This window comes from Providencia sp. TYF-12 (genome assembly GCF_041344805.1).
Taxonomy (GTDB): domain Bacteria; phylum Pseudomonadota; class Gammaproteobacteria; order Enterobacterales; family Enterobacteriaceae; genus Providencia; species Providencia huashanensis.
Genome location: NZ_CP166833.1, coordinates 2,069,373 through 2,088,139, shown reverse-complemented (window position 1 = coordinate 2,088,139; position 18,767 = coordinate 2,069,373). Strand labels below are relative to the sequence as shown.

Sequence of the window (18,767 nt, the reverse complement as noted above, 5' to 3'; positions counted from 1 at the left end):
CATATTATTTATATTCAATATGTTACTTTGATAAGCCGAGGTTGCCTCGGCTTATCACTTATAATATCACTTACTTAACATCAATCCTCGGTAACTCCCCCATCTCTTTTAGCTTTTTAGAGATTTCACGGCGTTCTTTGGAGAGCTCTGCATTTTTGATGATATAATCATCAACACGGTCATCATAGTCGCTACGCATATTTGCAATAATTGCTTGGATCTCTTCAATTGACATCCCAGGCTTAATATATTCGCTTAAGTTATCCAGTAACAAAACTCGTTTCTGGTTATCACGAATTTTTTTCTCATTGTCAGTAATTTCACGACGGATCTTGTTTTTACGACGAAACATACGCACAAATTCCAGTACATTTTGGAAAGACGGCTTGCTAGCGTTGTCCATGTTTAAAACCCTCTAGTCAATATTTAAAACCTATTATCTATTAACACAATACATTCTAATCCTACCGCGTTACAAGTACGTTTCGCATATTTATCTAATTATTCGTTCGAAAAGTACCTTGATTTATACTTTTAGCACTAAATTTTCGTCATCGCTTTTATCTTGGGCGTTTAATTGTTGCGCATTATCTATGGGTTGATCGCCAATATCGTCACTTCTAAGACAAAAAGCAGACAATATCGTTGTCACCACCACAAAAGCCCCCATCACAAGATAAGTATCCGCAAAGCCAATTTTGTCATAGCCCCATCCTGCTAATGGCGATAAAATGCTTGCAACAATCGAAGTTACACAACTGAACCCAACTAAATACAATGTTGATGATAAACGTTTATCAAAATGGCGGCTGTTATATTTAAAAATAGCGATTAACAAGATGGGAAGCTCAACCGCATGTAATAGCTTCATTGCTGATATCATGATTGGTCCGTCAACTAAGCCAGAACCTATGATCCGCAAAGCCATCACTGAACTCGCAAATAACAAGCCATTTTTAGCACCAATACGGTTAACAATAAACGGCGCTAAAAACATCCCCCCAGCCTCTAGGAAAACTTGCAACGAATTTAGATAACCGTACATCTCATTGCCAAATTGCTCATCTGGAAATTGATGGGCAAAATACACCATAAATTGCTGGTCATAAACACTATAAATACAGGTCCCCAAGACAAACAGTATCAATGCCCAAAAACGGGGTAAAGCCAATAATTGCAATGCGTCACCTACCGTTATTGCTGAAGGTTTCCCATGTTCAAGGCTATTATATGCATCCGCATTAGCTGTCTTTAAATTAAGTAATATGGCTAAAAATATTAACCCAGAAATGGTCGCCATAATGAAATTATAGTCAGGGTCAATATTAATATTACGCCCCGCAAAAAAGGTCGCAGCAGCCCACCCTAAAGACCCCCACATTCTTGCCTTACCGTATTCAAAATTTCGTAAGCGCCCCACTCTTTCAGTGTATGACTCAAGAACGCCGATCCCTGCATGGAATGTCATCCCAATAAATAGCCCGCCAAGAATACTACCAAACACTAGGTTCCATTTTAATAACGACCCAAAAACCATAAAAAATGGCCCAGAAGCGATTAATAATATAGCAATAAATAATAGTAGGTTTTTCCGTAGCCCTAGTTTGTCCTGTATAAAACCGTATAAAGGTTGAGCGCAGAGAGCGACAAGCGAGATACAAGAAAAAATAAACCCCGTATCTGACCCCTCTAAGCCCACATATTTACGTAGCCATATTGCAACCACCGAAAATGTAGATGACCATGTAAAAAAGAAAAAAAACAATAATGCACTCAAAGAGGCATAATACTTTTTTGAGCCACTATTCATATCTAATCACCTATCAATAATTTTTATTGCCGCAATGTTAAGGTTAACATTTTCATGAAACTACAAAAAACCTTGCCATTTGTGATGTTGCTCACTTTTGTTAACGTTAACAATAAATATTCGTGACTAAACTCACAATAAAAATAGAATGAAGTTCGAGTACTAAATAGCATTATCCCATTGTGGCATGACCTCATTGTCCCACACTAAATCAGGCGGTCTGAGTTTAGCTTTCACAGCAGATAAGGTATCATTAACTCACAAAGCATAGTGAATACCAACAAAATCATCACTATCAGAACCAACTTATAACCCATCAAAACGGTGAAAACGTTGCAAGATAATAAAAAACAGCCCACTTTTTTTATTCATGACTATGAAACCTTTGGTAAACGGCCTGCATTAGATAGGCCGGCCCAATTTGCGGGTGTTCGTACCGATTTAGAGTTTAATATCATTGAAGAACCTGAGGTTTTCTATTGTGCACCTGCTGATGACTATCTGCCACAACCAGAAGCCGTCATGATCACAGGTATCACGCCACAACTTGCATTATCCGAAGGGGTTAATGAAGCTGAATTTGCTAAGCGTATCCACCATGCTTTCAGTGTGCCGAATACCTGTATTATGGGCTATAACAATATTCGTTTCGATGATGAAGTGACTCGTAATATTTTCTACCGTAATTTTTATGACCCATACGCTTATAGTTGGCAGCAAGGAAACTCTCGCTGGGACTTACTTGATGCCTTGCGAGCTTGCTTTGCACTTCGCCCTGAAGGAATTGAATGGCCAGAAAATGAAGATGGCCTACCAAGCATGCGCTTGGAGCACCTAACCAAAGCCAATGGGGTTGCCCATGAAAATGCTCACGATGCGATGTCTGATGTACTGGCTACAATCAATATGGCCAAGTTATTGAAAGCCGCTCAGCCTCGGATGTTTGATTATTTTTATCAGATGAGAAACAAAAACAAAATAAGCCAACTAATTGATATTGTTGATATTGCCCCGCTTGTTCATGTTTCTGGAATGTTCGGTGCATTACGCTCTTATATAAGCCTAGTTGCTCCTCTCGCATGGCACCCAGACAACCGCAATGCCGTGATTATGTGTGACTTATCTGCGGATATCTCCCCATTACTCGAATTAGATGTGCAGCAATTACGTACCCGCCTGTATACGCCTAAGGCCGAACTTGCGGGAGCGTCTCCTGTCCCAGTCAAACTTGTGCATATTAATAAGTGCCCAATATTAGCACCAGAAAAAACGCTTCGACCCAATGATGCACTACGCACAGGGATAGACCGTGACCTCTGCATGCGTAATTTAGAAACCCTGCGTAAAAACCCTGATATTCGTAATAAACTAATAGAGCTATTTAGTGAGCCACAAATCTATGACGAAGTCACTGATGTCGATGCACAAATATATAATGGTTTCTTTAGCCCGTCGGACAGGTCAACCATGGATATTATTCGTGAAACACCTCCACAAAAATTACCTGCTTTAGATTTAAGTTTTCAAGATAAGCGAATGAAGGAATTATTTTTTCGTTATAAAGCACGTAATTTCCCAACGACCTTATCCTATGATGAGCAACAACGCTGGTTACAACATCGCAGAGATTACTTTAGTGAAGCACGCTTAACAGAATATATGCAACAAATACAGATGTTACTTGCTGAACATCAGCACGATGAAAAGCGTTGCCAGCAATTAAAAGCACTGGTGAATTATGCAATGGAGTTGGCTAGCTAAACTGTAAAAAAATGGGCAAAATCGTTGCCCATTTTTATTTTAGATTAATGTGGTTTTAATGTTCATTAGAATGGCTACAACCGCAATCCCCTTCCCAATTTTTCCGTTTCGTTGTTTTCCCTAAACCTGGGTTCATCGTATTCGTTGGGTCCGCTTGCTTATAGAATGATTTTAACTGTGGTGCCGCTTTATATAAGTGACCAACATTATGTTCTGCTGGGTATTGCGCCCCTCGTTCATCTAATAGCGCTAACATTTTTTCTTTTAATTCTTTTGGGTCCACACCTTTTTTCAACACATAATCTTGGTGCATAACATGGCACATAAAATGACCACAATACAGTTTATGGACTAATAACTTTTCAATTTCCGGTGGTAACGTTTCAAACCAGTTTCTATCATTGCGTCGTAACGCAATATCTAACGGCAAAACATCTTCTACGTCTTTATTATGTACCGCATGGTATCGTACTGCTGACCCCGCAGCTGCAAAACGATGTAAGAAAGCTTTCGCACCTTCTTCTGGGGTACATTCAAAATAACCACCATCCGCGGTTGCGAAATATGACTTTAACCAAACTTTAGCTTCATCAATCCCATCACCTGCCATTTTTAGCATTAGATGATGTTCATAACGGTCACGAAACTCTTTCATTCGCGGCGGCAAATGGGATGGCCATAATTTACTCAGTACTTGCATAGTACGGTCAATTAAATTAGAGGGTAAAAATGGGACTTTATTTAATACCGCATCAATACGGCCTTTTATCGTGAAAAACATTGGCATTTTATCCGTGCCAAATTTATCTATCATTAAAAAGGTATCTTTACCGTAAATTTCTGCAATATCGAAACAACCACGGTGCATATATTCACCCGCTACGGGTAAATTTTTAAACTCACTCAAAATATAGCGACGAATATCTTCTAGAACATCGGGGTTATTTGAGCCAATATAAAATACTTGTGTTTTTTTATCCGCTGGAAAAGTATCCAAACGAACTGCAAATACTGCTAATTTACCGGCACAACCGGATGCTTCAAATAAACGGCGTTCATCAGCATTAAAGCGAGACGGCGTATCTGCATCAACATCACGAACACGCTGTGCATATTCATGATCAGAAGCTAGTTTTTCGCTAACATGGACATCTTCGCTGCTATAACCCCGGTTTTGTAAGTTAGTCAGTATTTCTTCTGGGGTATTCCCTAAATCAATACCTAAATGGTTCACAAGTTCCACTTTACCATCATCATTTACTCGGCCATACAACGCAAGCTCGGTATAAGCGGGGCCTCTACGCACTAAGGAGCCACCAGAACTATTACAAATCCCGCCCACAACAGATGCACCAATACAAGATGAGCCAATCAACGAATGTGGTTCACGCCCCAAGGGTTTAAGAATCTTCTCTAAGTCATATAACGTACTTCCCGGCATCGCAACCACTTGATTGAATTCAGGAAGGACTTGTATTTGGTTCAAACGTAGTGTACTGATGATCACAATATCGCGATCATAGTCATAACCGCTTGGTGTTGAGCCTTCTGTCAGCCCGGTATTTGCCGCCTGCATTAAAACAATTTTATCGGCTTCAACACACGCTTTAAATACATGCCATTGCTCAAGCAGTGTTGTAGGGAATACAACCGCTATTGCATCCCCAACGCCTGATCGAAAACCTTTGCGATAACGTTCTGTCTTATGAGGTTCTGTTAGAATGTTTTTCTTACCAACAATATTCCTGAGGGTGAGTAATAATCGTTGATTCTCAGGTTTTTTTACATCATTCATTTGTGTGCCTTCTTAATCGAATTCATGTTTATGATGATTTGTGAACTATTCATTGTAACAACAGTATCACATAATATTATGATGTTGATAGGCTACACGTTTTATCTTAAATAATTCTTAACAGGCAAAAAATACCTGAGCCTATTTACGCTATCACTGTATGTCAGTTCACATTTTTAGCTCCACGTTTTCTTTGATCTTCAAAATCAAAATGGTGTTTACCCAACTCTTTTAGTGCATTGATAAGGTAATCTTTCTCTTGGATCAGTTTTAATGGGATGATGACTTCATCATACTCTGCGGTATATTTACCTTTTTCAGTTTTAGGGGGGCAAAAAGCAAAGACTAAGCTAGTATCGTAGACTGCAACATAGTGCAAAGCATCCCAGTAAAGGCTCATATTTTGATTAAATTCATTAAATACAAAGCCTTCAGAGTAAAAAATATAGTGATTAATATCCTCCTCTTTAATTAATCCTTTGCTAAGATACGATTCTTGTAATGATACAGCCCCCTTTAACCCAATTTTAAACGCTAATATAAACAACCCAAAAATAATAAATGTGATACCCACTGTTTGCATTATTGTGTGGTAATAAGGTATGTTTTTATGAAAATATTGCGGGTCATCAAACGTAAAGCGTATAAATGATGCTGCGATTAAAAATAACTCAATAAATACTACCCACCTAATAAGTTTAAACTTTCTTTTATAATTACGAATTAAGTTATTTTTAAAATCAGTTATCATTTCTTTATAACTTGAAGGGGTGTATTGAATATCAATTTTGTAAAAAGGCTGTTCTTGTGTAGTAACATCAAAATGGAAGGGATTCATAAATTCTCCTTAAAATTCTTATAGTTGAATTATGAGGAGTTGGGTATATCAGTCAATAAGAATATTCGCGATAACAAGTTACAACTTGCATACATTATTGAAACAAAAATAGCGCCAAAAGGCGCTATTCCATTAGTAGAAAATAACTAGATATCACTCATCTGCGGCATCGGTCTCTTAAACATGCGAGTCAGTATAGCCATATAAACTAAACCAACTGCTGTCCAAATCAGTCCATAAACCATTGAATCTTCTTCAATATTTAACCATAAAACGCACACTGTTAGTGTACCTATAACAGGTAAAATTAAGTAATTCAAAATATTTTTGAAACCTGTCATCCGACGTTCACGGATAAAGAATTGGCTAATCACAGAAATATTAACAAAGGTAAATGCAATTAATGCCCCGAAATTGATTAATGCGGTCGCAAAATCCATTTCAAACCAAATTGCCCCTAACGCTAAGAAACCGACCATCAATACGTTATATGCCGGTGTACGCCATGTTGGACTAACATAGCCAAAAACTTTTTCTGGGAATACCCCATCGCGGCCCATTACATACATTAAACGAGCACTACCTGCGTGGGCTGCCATTCCTGAAGCTAATACTGTCACGCATGAGAATACCAAAATAATTGACTGGAAGAATGCACCAGCAACAAAGCGCATAATATCTGGCTGAGTTTCATTGATATTCTTAAAGCGTGATACGTCTGGAAAATATTGTTGTAAGAAGAAGGAAACCGTAATAAAGATAACCCCCCCAATAAGTGCCGTTAAGAAAATAGCACGTGGGATCACTTTACCTGCGTTTGGCGTTTCTTCTGACAATGAACTTAAACCGTCAAAGCCTAAGAATGAAAAACACAAAATGGTAGCCCCAGCTATCAATGGGATCATTTCAGTTTTTTCATTACCAAATGGGTTAAAGGTCCAAATTTCTCCCGACCCCTCGCCATTTGAAACACCGTGGATCACTAAGCCTGTAAACACGGCCATTACCCCAATTTGGATAATCGCAATGACTGTACTTAGGTTGGCGATTACGTTGATACCACGTAAGTTAGCCGCGGTCATTAAAATAACCAGCCCAACGACAAATATCGCTGGCTCCACATTGGGGAAAATGTCTTGCAAATAAATTTTAGCCAATAATATGTTAATCATTGGCATAAAAATGTAGGACAACAAAGATGTCCAGCCCACCAAGAAGCCGATATGCGGGCTCATTGATTTTTGAGCATAAGTATACGCTGAGCCAGCAGATGGGAAGCGTTTCACCAGCTTACCGTAGCTCAGAGCCGTAAACAGTATCGCCGCTAATGCAATAATGTATGAAGTTGGAACGTGTCCACCGGTCTTATCTGATACCATACCGAAAGTATCGAAGATGGTCATCGGTTGGATATAGGCGATACCTATCATGACCACTTGTACAAGCGTTAACGTTTTTGCAAGTTGTACGCGATTATTCGCACCGGTTTGGTTGTGACCAATGTCTAATGGAATTGGAGTATTATTTGACATTATCAAGCCCTCCCATAACTTTCGATTGCATACTACTTCGGCTTAATCGACAGTTACTGGGAAGACTTTGCATCTGCCTATAGGCAGAGAAAAACGAAGAAAGGGAGAAAGGCGTGTGAGCGAAGCCACCGAGAGCCCCGTAGTCATCGATACGGCAGCCGCCAGCGCCTGGCCCTGCTGCGAATGCGAAAAAGTAAGCCATAAAAGCATTCCTCAAATCGGTAGCGTAAAATGTTTGCTACACGTAAATATTAAAATTATCTCTCCGGCTCTATGTCCGGCCCCGCTAGAATGAACGTTCCTAAAAACAAAAAAACCGATGCTTCATTTGATTAAGCATCAGTTATTTTTTAGTTCGCGCATTTTGCACGCCATAACCACAAATAGCAAGTTAAATTGTTAACAAATCACCCTATTTTCGATGAGAAATTTTGATTATTTCTGACTTTTTGCCCTATCTGCTTATAACTTTTTTTTCTTATGGTTTTAATCAGGTTTTAATCAGGTTTTAATCAGCAAAAAACCCTTTGGTAGAAGCCAAAGGGTTTGGATTAATCGAGATTAATTATACGATTAGAAGTTGTAGTTGATACCGATATTGTAACGACGGCCTTCTAATTCAGCACCGTAAGTCGCATTATCGATTCGGCGATCTAATACGTTATAGACACCACCAACAATGTTCGCGTTCTTGTTAAGCTGATAACTCGCACCTAAATCAAATAAAGCATAAGATGCTGTACCACTTGACATTTTTTGTCCACGACCTTGGTATTCAGAGGTTTTACCACGGAAATTCATACGCGTCCATGTTTCTAAATCTTCAGTAGTTTGCCATGTCAATGTGGAGTTAGCCATATGTTTAGGCTGTTTATTTAATGGCTTACCTTTATTTACACCACTTTTTTGTTCAGTATCAGTATAGGTGTAGTTAGCTGCAAAGCTTAAATCATCCACAATACGCCAGTTGAAGGTGAGTTCAACACCACGCATTCTTGCTTTATCAACGTTCGCTTTATCGCTGATGAAACGATACGGTTTGTTAGGCTTGTCACCTTCACCATCTTGAGCTACTGTACATGCTCTTACTGTACTACTATTTTCTTCACAACGCCTAATTTCAGTAATTTTATCTTTAAAGTCAGTGTTATAGATAGTTATCCCAGCAGTAATATTATCCTGATTGTTCCAAATAACACCTATTTCTTCAGTAATACTTTTCTCTGGTTTTAAATCAGGATTACCATAAATAACGGCATTTCCTGCACTACCGCCTGTTGCTTGTCCCCAGTTTGCGGACGATTCACGCAAGCTTGGTGCTTTATAACCTGTAGTTACCCCACCTTTAATTGTCCACTGTTCATCAGCATGCCACACACCATATAAACGTGGAGTCCAGTGTGAACCGTAGTTTTCGTCTTTATCCATACGAATACCACCGGTTAACGCAAAATCATTGGTCATTAACCATTCATCTTCTGCAAATAACGCCCAGCTATATCGTTCAAGCTTATTATACTGTTTAAATTTATTACCTTCGTCTTTCAACTTCTCTTTACGATATTGACCACCAAGGCTTAAACTATGATCACCCAATAAAAAGACACTTTGATTACGGAAAACAAGGTCTTCTGCCGTCATTTTACGGCCTGGGTTTTTTGTCTCATCGTATTGAACATAGGTATCTGTTGATGCAATATCATAAATACCCGTATGGGTTAATGCCATATGAGTCAACTCATATTTGCTAAAACCGCTACCGTCGCCTCTTTTGCTGGTATAACCCTCACGGTCATCACGATGTTGGTTATCACGTTTAAATTCTGCGTCGAAGGTATTTTTGTCATCTGGAGTCAACGATACCGTTGCTCCACCACTCGCCATGATTTGGCGATTAAAACCATTAATGATTTTATCTTCACCACGATGCGAATATTGGCCTTGTAGTTTCACACCAAGTAAACCATCAATTAATGGACCTGAGGTGTAAAAGCTGCCTTGCCCTGTATTACCTGAATTTTTGCGTTCAGTTAGTGTAGTATCCGCTCGTAAACTTGTGGTCCACTCTTGTTGAACACGGCGAGTGATAATATTAATTACCCCACCCATCGCATCCGAACCATACAACGATGACATTGGGCCACGTACTACTTCAATACGCTCAATGGCGGGTAATGGTGGTAACCAACCTTGTTCAATACCAGAACCATCACTATTTGGGCGAGTGCTGCGTGTATCAATACGTTTACCATCGATTAAAATCATGGTGTATTTAGCATCCATACCACGAATGCTAATATCAGAGCTACTGCCGCCACCGGTAACTAAAACACCCGGTACATCTTTTAAAGCGTCAGTCACATCACGGTAAGCTTTAGTTTCAAGTTGTTCGCGCGTTACTACTGAAATGGATGCTGGGGCATCTTCAATTTTTTGCTGATAACCTGATGCAGTCGTTACATAGATTTTATCTTTACTGTCATCAGCAAATGCAGGTGTCGCAGCGATAGCGGCAATTATGCTAATTGCAACTTTTCTTTTATTAAAAACAACCATTCCCAACTCTCCAAGAGATATTTTTTTATATATGAATTGATTTGCTCACATTGATTGCATTAAATTTTAAAACGCTTTTTATTATTTGGATATTTAAATACCCATAAGAAATTCATGGTAAAAAACCATTTATAAATCAATTAAATTTCCTGTGGGTAATTAATCTTAATATTTAATTCGTTTGTTTTTTTATATTGCCCCTTTTTCTTTATTAATGTGCTTGCCGCACGACGCCACAAGCACATCATTTATTGTGCGGTATTAACTTGCTAATTTATCAACTAGCCCATCAATTAACACTTGAGGTACCCCTTGCGAACACCTTTCAATACGCCCTCTTACACCGTAAACCTCTGCAAGGCTTTCAGGCGTGATAACCTCAGCAGGCTCTCCCTGTGCGATGAGTTTCCCTTGCTTAAGCATTAATACATGTTCCGCATGTCTTAACGCAATATTAATATCATGAACAACCACAACGGTAATTATATTTCGACGTTTAGTTTCCTTTGCCACTAAATCCATCACATGATATTGATAATTTAAATCTAAAGCGCTTAAAGGTTCGTCCAATAATAATAAATTTGGTTGACGAATTAATGATTGTGCCAAACCGACTAATTGTTTTTGGCCACCTGAAAGTTGATCTAAATAACTTAATGCCAAATGTTCAATACCAAGTTGGCGTAATAAATGCATGACTTCGTCTTTATTATTTTGATTACTCAAACCACCCGAGGCACGCTGAGCAACAATCACAGACTCTAAAACATATAAGTGAACCCCCGCAGGTAATGTTTGCGGTAAATACACCACATTTTGCGCACGTTGAGCAAAATTCTGCTGCGTGAGATCCAAGCCGTCCAATAATAACTGCCCCGTTGCCTTATTTAAGCCAGCTAAAGAGCGTAATAATGTTGATTTACCACTCCCATTTGGCCCAAGTAATACCGTGATCTTTCCTCGGGGTAAAATATCGGTCGATAAGTTTTCAATCACTGCACGTTTTGGGTAGCCTGCATTAAATTGGTTAATAATCAAACCACTCATGATACATTACCCCGATGACGTAAAATAATACTTAAGAAGAACGGAACACCCACTAACGATGTCACAATACCCACAGGAATAATCACACCTGGAATAATGTTCTTCGAGGCAATAGATGCCATCGATAAAATTAATGCTCCAATTAATGCACTTGCTGGCAGATAAAAGCGGTGATCTTCACCAAATATCAAACGGGCAATATGTGGTGCAACCAGCCCAATAAAGGCAATCGGCCCAACAAACGCAACCGCCAATGCAGACAAAATACTGATCCGCAATAACGTTGTCAGCCTTAGCCGCCGGACATCAATACCGAAGCTAATAGCCCTATCCTCACCGAGCCTTAAGGCCGTTAACTTCCATGAACTCATCATCGCAATTGGGAAAACTAAGGCGAAAACTAGCGCCATCACGCCCAGTTTTACCCATGTCGCTTTTGAAAGGCTCCCCATCGTCCAGAAAACAAGCCCTTGTAAGGTATCTTCCGTCGCAATAAATTGCATCATGGAAACCAATGCATTAAATGTAAATACCAAAGCTATACCAAATAAAACCACACCGGAAGTAGCAACTCGAGTCCAGCGGGTAACCGCATCTAGCATCAACGCTGCTAGTAGTGCAAAAATAAAGGCATTTGCCGATATTACCCATTGGTCAGGCACCCCTGGAATTGCGATACCTGAAACAATGGCTAGAGCAGCACCAAAAGCCGCCGCATTTGATACACCTAAAGTAAATGGGCTCGCCAGCGGGTTGTTTAAAATCGTTTGCATCTCTGCCCCAGCAAGCCCTAATGACATACCGATAACAACAGCCATCAATGCATATGGCAACCGAATATCCCAAACAATAACCCGAGTCCCTGCATCCACCGTTTCTGGTGTTACCAAGGTTTGCCACAATCGTTCAAGAGATAAGCCCGAAGGGCCCAACGTAAAATCAATAATTAAAGATAATAAAATTGCAGCAACAATAACCCCAATCCATGTTAGCCTACGGCGTAACATATTTTGATAATGCTGCTTCACACCATTATCAGCTTGTTTGATGGCTTGCTCTGCAGCTGCTATCGGTTCACTTGTAATACTCATTAATTCCCACCTACTCTCATTGCTTTTCGCTGACCCAATATACACCACTTGGTTCTACTGCGAGAAACTCACTGTGCAGCTGTTCAAGTGTTTTTTGCGGGTCTAAATCCGCAAATTGCTCAGGATAAAACCATTTAGCAAATACTTGTGTCGCAATCACATTGTATGGAGAGTTATAGTAGTTATGCCAGATAGCGTAATCTTGCTTATCTTTAATGGCTGATAATGAATTAATGCCTTTACGTTCTGTGACCCTTTTTAGACTTTCTTTCGCATCAATTAAAGTACCTTGAGCGCCTAATTGAACACCAACATCTTTGCTACCCGGCGCTTTGACACCAGATGCGATATAAATACTGGGGTCTGATGCAATGACCTTCTCAAGGTTCATTGTACCTAATGCGCCGGGCAATACCCCCTTAGCAATATTTTTCCCACCCGCTAAGTCAATAAAGTTCCCCATGTTACCGTCACCTGCAGTACCACAACAATCTTCAAAAGCACCGGCTCTTAATTCAATGAACACCGTCGGTTTTTTATCTTCCGGAACTTTAGCGGTAATATCGGTGACTAGCTTTTGGTTTTTTTCATAAAAATCGATATATTTATTGGCTACCTGTTCCCGATTTAACGCTTGACCGAGTAAACGCATACTCGGCAATGTATTTTTCAATGGGTTGTCACGGAAATCGACAAAAATGACAGGCACACCCGCTTTTTCTAACTGGTTCACTAATTCACTATTTTTGCCCGGACCATGCCCTGACAGACCAAAAATGGCGATATCGGGATTTAGTGTTAATACTTTTTCTGAACTGACACTATCGGCACTGGTATTACCAATTAGAGGAATATTATCAATCTCTGGAAATTTCGCTTTATAAACCGCATACGTTTGCGGGTCTAATTTACGCAAATCCCCTTGCCAGCCTACGATACGTTCAATGGGTTTATCACCTTCAAGGAGAGCTATAGCGCTAAATAAACGCCCTTCGCCAAGTAAAATACGGTTAACATTATCAGGGACTTCAACAGTACGGCCTGCAACATCAGTTACAGTAGCGGCCCACGAGTTCAAACTTGCACTCACTAATAATGCTAAACTTATTCCTTTTACTACCGACCTAGCTACTGATTTCTTGGCTACCGACGACATAGTATTAAGCTCCACCATCAACCTCATTGACTGAATTTTTTATTGCGGTAACAATAAAGCAAATAAGAATACTTATCAATACGATTATTGAATCTAACATGACTTAACTCAATGAAATTGTGTGAGCCATATCGAAAAGTTATGCATCTTGCCAAATTAACCTGCTAATTTGGCACTTCTAACATTTTATTCTGGCGTGATAAAAAAATAGCACCTCAATGGAGGTGCTATTTTAGTAAACAAGATACGAATTTTATTTATCTAAATTTTCTTTGTAACTTGGAAAGTTCATGTCTTTATAGCGAATAAATGTGGTTTTTCTGGCAATTTTATAACCAAACCATATGGCTAAAAATAGCGGAATTCCGATATAAGTCGCGGTTACCCCAACCCAATCAATCCTATCTTCTAAGAAGGCTTGATAGTTCTGACCTAACGTAATCGTTAAACATAAAATAAATGCAAAAATAGGGCCGACCGGGAAGAAGCCTGAGCGATATGGTAAATCGTTAAGATCTTTACCTTGTGCGATGTACCCTCTACGGAAACGATAATGGCTAATCGCAATTCCTAACCATGCAATAAAACCCGTCATTCCCGACGTATTCAATAACCATAAATAAACGGTTTGATTACCGAACATCGAACTTAAAAAGCATAGACCGGCAATAATTGTTGTAGCTAATAAAGCATAGCGTGGTACGCCACCTTTTGATAGGCGGGCAAAAATACGCGGAGCTTTACCTTCACGCGCTAAGGTATACAACATACGGGTGGATGCATACATCCCTGAGTTACCCGCCGATAAAACCGCGGTTAAAATGACGGCATTCATTACTGCCGCTGCGGAGAGTAAACCTGCATTTTCAAATACCAATGTAAATGGACTTACACTGATATCTTTAACGTCATTACGCAATAAATTAGGGTCGGTATAAGGAATGATCAAACTAATAATCAGAATTGCAAAAATGTAAAATAACAGAATACGCCAGAAAACCTTACGTACCGCTTTTGGAATATTTTTTGCCGGATCTTTTGATTCCCCTGCAGCAATACCGATTAGTTCAGTACCTTGGAAGGAGAAACCAACAATCATTGCAACACCAATCATCGCTGAAAAGCCACCAGCAAAAGGTGCATCACCGATTTCCCAATTATGCCATCCTGCATTTTCTGCACCATTCATGATGCCGAAAATCATTAACACGCCCACGACAATAAAAATAATGACGGTAGTGACTTTAATTAAGGAGAACCAATATTCAGCCTCACCAAACCCTTTAACTGAAATAAAGTTTAGCAAGAAAATAATAGCAAGGAATATTGCACTCCAAATCCAGCCGGGGGTATCTGGGAACCAATAAGTCATCACTAATTGCGCTGCTACAAGGTCAACCGCAATAGTGACCGCCCAGTTATACCAATAGTTCCAACCTAATGCGAAACCAAAGCCTTCATCAACATACTTAGCACCATAGGTCGCAAATGAACCTGAAACTGGCATATAAGCAGCTAACTCACCTAAGCTGGTCATTAAAAAATAAACCATTAAACCGATGATAGCGTATGAAAGAAGTGCCCCACCAGGACCTGCCTGTGCAACGGTTGCACCTGATGCGACAAATAAACCGGTACCGATTGAGCCCCCGATAGCAATCATCGCAAGGTGGCGTGCTTTTAATTCACGGCGTAGCTTTTGTGGGCCGCCTTGCGAGATAGTATTGGTATGTTGTTCTGACATTTGTTCCCTGTATTTTATTATTCAGCTAATATCGGAGGAATTCTAGCAAAATAGACTGCCAGAACTAAGCAACTCTTTGCTGTTATAAGATACCTTCATAATCCGTAGCAAATTATAAGTAAAACGCGTTATCGCAATCACAACACATTCATTGCAATCCTCTAAATATTTTGGCTTGTCGCTAGACGGCAAATGAGACTATCCAAGGAGCATACACCAGTATGTGACTTGGATAGTCGATTGCAGCCAACAACGCGACAAGTTAAAAGATGACGAGGATTTTTAATTACAGTAGGCTAGCAAATTAGTAATCGCGTTCGAAAGGTGCTTTTGACGATGGTAAATCAAATATAAGGTTCTTTCTAATTGCAGTTCTTCTATTTCTAATTCCACTAATGAACCATTTTCCAATTGTTCTTCAATAACACGCCTTGATAAACAACTGATCCCCATACCGAAACGAACAGCATGTTTAATCGCTTCTGAATTTCCAAGCTCCATTAAAATATGAAACCCGGGAAGGTGAGCAAATAATAGTTGGTCAAGAACGTCTCTTGTCCCTGAGCCCCTTTCCCGCAAAATCCATGGAGCATCTTGTAAATCTTTTAGTGATACTTTTTTATTTGCTAGTGGGTTTTGTGGTGAAGCAAAAACAACCAATCCATCTTTTAACCACGGTTTAGAAATCAACTCAGGGCTATGGCAAACCCCCTCGATTAAACCAACATCGGCTCTAAACTCCATGACACCTTTGATAACTTCTTCTGTATTACTAATAAACAGTTCCAAAGGAATATCAGGGTGGTCATGACGATAACCCGCTAAAATTTCCGGTAGCATATAGTTGCCAATCGTCGTACTTGCTGCAAGACGCACGGCGCCCATCTCTTTCTTAAATAATTGCTCGACTTCTAACCCTTGTTCTAATAATGCTAATGCTTTAGGGTATAAAAGCCTTCCGTGCTCGTTTGTAACAAGTCGTTTACCCACGCGGTCAAATAGCTGAACACCTAATTGACCTTCTAAATCCGTTAGCGACGCACTTACTGCAGATTGAGAAAGTGCTAATAATTGAGATGCTTGCGTCGTGGAGCCACTTTTTAATACTTCCGTGAAGACCTCAAGTTGCCTAAGTGTAATTCGCATAAAGGTAAGCCCCAACGTGATTTTTAGTATTTGTAATAATATTGTTAATATTAATGATTTATTAGCAATATTCCAGAAGAAACTTATAATCAATTTTTTCGATAGATTATACACAAATAATGAATTTAAATTATTATTGATTTTATTATATGCTTATTACCAAATCTTATAAGCGGTAATGAAGAGCATTGTCATGAATAAAAGTGAAGCTAACAGCTTAGAGCAAAATAGCCTGCATCCTATTTTTAAATTAATACCTGGCATTATTTTAGCTGGTATTTTAACGGCTATCTCAATTTACCTCGGTGAACAGCCTTGGTTTATGGATATCGGTTTAGGTGCATTAACCCTTGCTATCTTATTAGGCATCGTTGTTGGTAATACTTTTTATCCTGTTGCGAGCAAATCTTGTGACAGTGGTATTAAATTTGCTAAGCACTATTTCCTTCGAGCGGGGATCATTCTGTACGGGTTCCGTCTTACTTTTCAGCAAATTACTGATGTAGGTGCAACAGGCGTCATCATTGATGCCTTAACATTAACATCGACATTCTTATTAGCTTATTGGCTGGGTAAAAAAGTATTCGGTCTTGATGAAGAAACAACATTGCTGATTGGTGCAGGAAGCAGTATTTGTGGTGCTGCAGCAGTCATGGCAACTGAACCGGTGGTAAAAGCCTCCGCAAGTAAAGTCGCGGTTGCCGTTTCAACTGTCGTCATATTCGGGACAATCTGTATATTTGTCTACCCTTGGATGTACCAATTAAATGCCCACTTTGGTTGGTTCCCTGCGACTGAAGAAACATTTGGTATTTATATTGGCTCAACGGTTCATGAAGTTGCACAAGTTGTTGCTGCTGGTCACACCATAGGTACTGACGCAGAAAATGCATCCGTGATCGCTAAAATGATCCGTGTCATGATGCTTGCACCGTTCTTAATTATTTTATCTGCCTTTTTGAGTCGAAAAGCAAGCCACAATCAAACGGCAAGCAACCAAAAAAGCAAAATTACTATTCCTTGGTTTGCTGTATTCTTTATCGTTGTAGCAGGTTTTAATTCATTACACTTATTGCCTAGTGTATTAGTTCAACAAATCATCGCATTAGATACTATTTTACTCGCAATGGCGATGGTCGCATTAGGCTTAACCACCCATGTTAGTGCCATTCGCCAAGCAGGTATTAAGCCGTTACTGATGGCATTGATTTTATTTGTTTGGTTAATTGTGGGTGGGTTATTAATTAATGTGATGATCCAAAATATCTTTTAACGATTTATATTCTTATTATTAGCCACCTTAACCGGTGGCTTTTTTGTTGATTTCATTTATTAGCTTATTAATGGCATACTCCCACAAAAAGGAGTCAAAAATGAAATATATTGGAGCACACGTCAGCGCATCTGGTGGCGTTGATCAGGCTGTTATTCGCGCCCATGAACTCGAAGCAACGGCTTTCGCGTTATTCACTAAAAACCAACGCCAGTGGAAAGCCGCACCACTAAGTGAAGAAGTGATCCGCAAGTTTAAAGATAACTGTACAAAATACGGTTATGGCAAACAGCAAATTCTCCCCCATGACAGTTACTTAATAAACTTAGGTCACCCAGAGTTTGAAGCTTTGGAAAAATCACGGGTTGCATTTATTGATGAAATGCAACGTTGTGAACAATTAGGCATCGGTTTACTTAACTTTCATCCTGGAAGCCACTTAAAAAAAATTGAGGTTGATGACTGCTTAGCTCGAATTGCCGAGTCGATTAATATTGCTCTTGCTGAAACAGAAGGTGTCACTGCTGTTATTGAAAATACGGCAGGGCAAGGTACTAACTTGGGGTTTGACTTCACTCACTTAGCTAAAATTATTGAAGGTGTAAAAGATAAAAGCCGTGTTGGCGTTTGTATTGACACTTGCCACGCGTTCGCAGCAGGTTACGATTTACGCACGATTGAAGATTGCGATAACACCTTTACACAATTTTCTGACATTGTCGGTTTTGAATTTCTGAAAGGAATGCACCTTAATGATGCAAAAAGCGAATTCGCCAGCCGTGTTGACCGCCATCACAGTTTAGGTGAGGGAAATATTGGCTTCACACCATTCACCTACATTATGCAAGATAAGCGTTTTGATGGTATCCCTTTGATTTTAGAAACGATCAACCCAGATATTTGGCCGCAAGAAATTGCATGGTTGAAATCTCAGCAACAAAACTAATACTTTATTGTTAAGCTCTAGGTTAACCCTAGAGCTTGACTATAATATCGAAAACACCACATTGTTAATGCC

15 protein-coding genes are annotated in these 18,767 nt (G+C 39.5%); 3 read left to right on the top strand and 12 right to left on the bottom strand.

What is annotated here, in order from left to right; genetic code table 11:
- Positions 1–70 precede the first annotated feature (70 nt).
- On the bottom strand, positions 71–403 hold the full coding sequence (gene tmaR / locus ABE954_RS09280) for a PTS system regulator TmaR (RefSeq protein ID WP_042843427.1): 333 nt from the start codon (positions 401–403) through the stop codon (positions 71–73).
- A gap of 123 nt (positions 404–526) precedes the next feature.
- Positions 527–1,810, bottom strand: coding sequence for an MFS transporter (locus ABE954_RS09275; RefSeq protein ID WP_048607439.1), 1,284 nt, complete (start codon positions 1,808–1,810; stop codon positions 527–529).
- Between the two features lie 333 nt (positions 1,811–2,143).
- On the opposite strand from ABE954_RS09275, the gene sbcB reads away from it, so the two are divergent.
- Complete coding sequence (gene sbcB / locus ABE954_RS09270) at positions 2,144–3,571, top strand: exodeoxyribonuclease I (RefSeq protein ID WP_048607441.1); 1,428 nt, start codon at positions 2,144–2,146, stop codon at positions 3,569–3,571.
- A 55-nt stretch (positions 3,572–3,626) separates the two neighbouring features.
- On the opposite strand, the gene dld is transcribed toward sbcB, so the two are convergent.
- From dld to yieE, 10 genes are all read right to left on the bottom strand, one after another.
- On the bottom strand, positions 3,627–5,366 hold the full coding sequence (dld, locus tag ABE954_RS09265) for a D-lactate dehydrogenase (protein WP_048607443.1): 1,740 nt from the start codon (positions 5,364–5,366) through the stop codon (positions 3,627–3,629).
- 163 nt (positions 5,367–5,529) lie between these two features.
- Positions 5,530–6,204 carry a hypothetical protein gene (locus tag ABE954_RS09260; RefSeq protein WP_371025858.1) on the bottom strand — a complete coding sequence of 225 codons (675 nt, stop codon included), beginning with the start codon at positions 6,202–6,204 and terminating at the stop codon, positions 5,530–5,532.
- 146 nt (positions 6,205–6,350) lie between these two features.
- Positions 6,351–7,736, bottom strand: a complete 1,386-nt coding sequence (locus ABE954_RS09255) for an APC family permease (RefSeq protein WP_042843420.1) — start codon at positions 7,734–7,736, stop codon at positions 6,351–6,353.
- The gene (locus ABE954_RS09250; protein ID WP_042843419.1) at positions 7,726–7,938 is read right to left on the bottom strand and encodes a hypothetical protein; all 213 of its coding nucleotides are present in this window, start codon (positions 7,936–7,938) and stop codon (positions 7,726–7,728) included. The genes ABE954_RS09255 and ABE954_RS09250 overlap by 11 nt, the downstream gene beginning before the upstream one ends.
- Positions 7,939–8,309: 371 nt before the next feature.
- Positions 8,310–10,292, bottom strand: coding sequence for a ligand-gated channel protein (locus tag ABE954_RS09245; protein WP_071548172.1), 1,983 nt, complete (start codon positions 10,290–10,292; stop codon positions 8,310–8,312).
- 261 nt (positions 10,293–10,553) lie between these two features.
- Positions 10,554–11,342, bottom strand: a complete 789-nt coding sequence (locus ABE954_RS09240) for an ABC transporter ATP-binding protein (RefSeq protein ID WP_094301210.1) — start codon at positions 11,340–11,342, stop codon at positions 10,554–10,556.
- Positions 11,336–12,346 (bottom strand): FecCD family ABC transporter permease, encoded by a 1,011-nt coding sequence (locus tag ABE954_RS09235; RefSeq protein WP_370661204.1) that lies wholly within the window; start codon positions 12,344–12,346, stop codon positions 11,336–11,338. The genes ABE954_RS09240 and ABE954_RS09235 overlap by 7 nt, the downstream gene beginning before the upstream one ends.
- Positions 12,347–12,446: 100 nt before the next feature.
- Positions 12,447–13,586, bottom strand: a complete 1,140-nt coding sequence (locus ABE954_RS09230) for an ABC transporter substrate-binding protein (RefSeq protein ID WP_042843416.1) — start codon at positions 13,584–13,586, stop codon at positions 12,447–12,449.
- Between the two features lie 253 nt (positions 13,587–13,839).
- Complete coding sequence (locus tag ABE954_RS09225; RefSeq protein WP_071548173.1) at positions 13,840–15,330, bottom strand: amino acid permease; 1,491 nt, start codon at positions 15,328–15,330, stop codon at positions 13,840–13,842.
- Positions 15,331–15,612: 282 nt separating this feature from the next.
- Entirely contained in the window at positions 15,613–16,476 is an 864-nt protein-coding gene (yieE, locus tag ABE954_RS09220; RefSeq protein ID WP_042843414.1) for a DNA-binding transcriptional regulator YeiE, read from the bottom strand.
- A gap of 193 nt (positions 16,477–16,669) precedes the next feature.
- On the opposite strand from yieE, the gene ABE954_RS09215 reads away from it, so the two are divergent.
- Together ABE954_RS09215 and nfo are read left to right on the top strand one after the other, a co-directional pair.
- Positions 16,670–17,749, top strand: a complete 1,080-nt coding sequence (locus tag ABE954_RS09215; protein WP_048607451.1) for a YeiH family protein — start codon at positions 16,670–16,672, stop codon at positions 17,747–17,749.
- Between the two features lie 100 nt (positions 17,750–17,849).
- Complete coding sequence (gene nfo, locus ABE954_RS09210; protein WP_042843412.1) at positions 17,850–18,695, top strand: deoxyribonuclease IV; 846 nt, start codon at positions 17,850–17,852, stop codon at positions 18,693–18,695.
- Positions 18,696–18,767: the final 72 nt, after the last annotated feature.

Coding starts and splice junctions, on each gene's coding strand:
- tmaR (WP_042843427.1), bottom strand. CDS start 403: ATGGACAACGCTAGCAAGCCGTCTTTCCAAAATGTACTGGAATTTGTG.
- ABE954_RS09275 (WP_048607439.1), bottom strand. CDS start 1,810: ATGAATAGTGGCTCAAAAAAGTATTATGCCTCTTTGAGTGCATTATTG.
- dld (WP_048607443.1), bottom strand. CDS start 5,366: ATGAATGATGTAAAAAAACCTGAGAATCAACGATTATTACTCACCCTC.
- ABE954_RS09260 (WP_371025858.1), bottom strand. CDS start 6,204: ATGAATCCCTTCCATTTTGATGTTACTACACAAGAACAGCCTTTTTAC.
- ABE954_RS09255 (WP_042843420.1), bottom strand. CDS start 7,736: ATGTCAAATAATACTCCAATTCCATTAGACATTGGTCACAACCAAACC.
- ABE954_RS09250 (WP_042843419.1), bottom strand. CDS start 7,938: ATGGCTTACTTTTTCGCATTCGCAGCAGGGCCAGGCGCTGGCGGCTGC.
- ABE954_RS09245 (WP_071548172.1), bottom strand. CDS start 10,292: ATGGTTGTTTTTAATAAAAGAAAAGTTGCAATTAGCATAATTGCCGCT.
- ABE954_RS09235 (WP_370661204.1), bottom strand. CDS start 12,346: ATGTTACGCCGTAGGCTAACATGGATTGGGGTTATTGTTGCTGCAATT.
- ABE954_RS09230 (WP_042843416.1), bottom strand. CDS start 13,586: ATGTCGTCGGTAGCCAAGAAATCAGTAGCTAGGTCGGTAGTAAAAGGA.
- ABE954_RS09225 (WP_071548173.1), bottom strand. CDS start 15,330: ATGTCAGAACAACATACCAATACTATCTCGCAAGGCGGCCCACAAAAG.
- yieE (WP_042843414.1), bottom strand. CDS start 16,476: ATGCGAATTACACTTAGGCAACTTGAGGTCTTCACGGAAGTATTAAAA.
- ABE954_RS09215 (WP_048607451.1), top strand. CDS start 16,670: ATGAATAAAAGTGAAGCTAACAGCTTAGAGCAAAATAGCCTGCATCCT.
- nfo (WP_042843412.1), top strand. CDS start 17,850: ATGAAATATATTGGAGCACACGTCAGCGCATCTGGTGGCGTTGATCAG.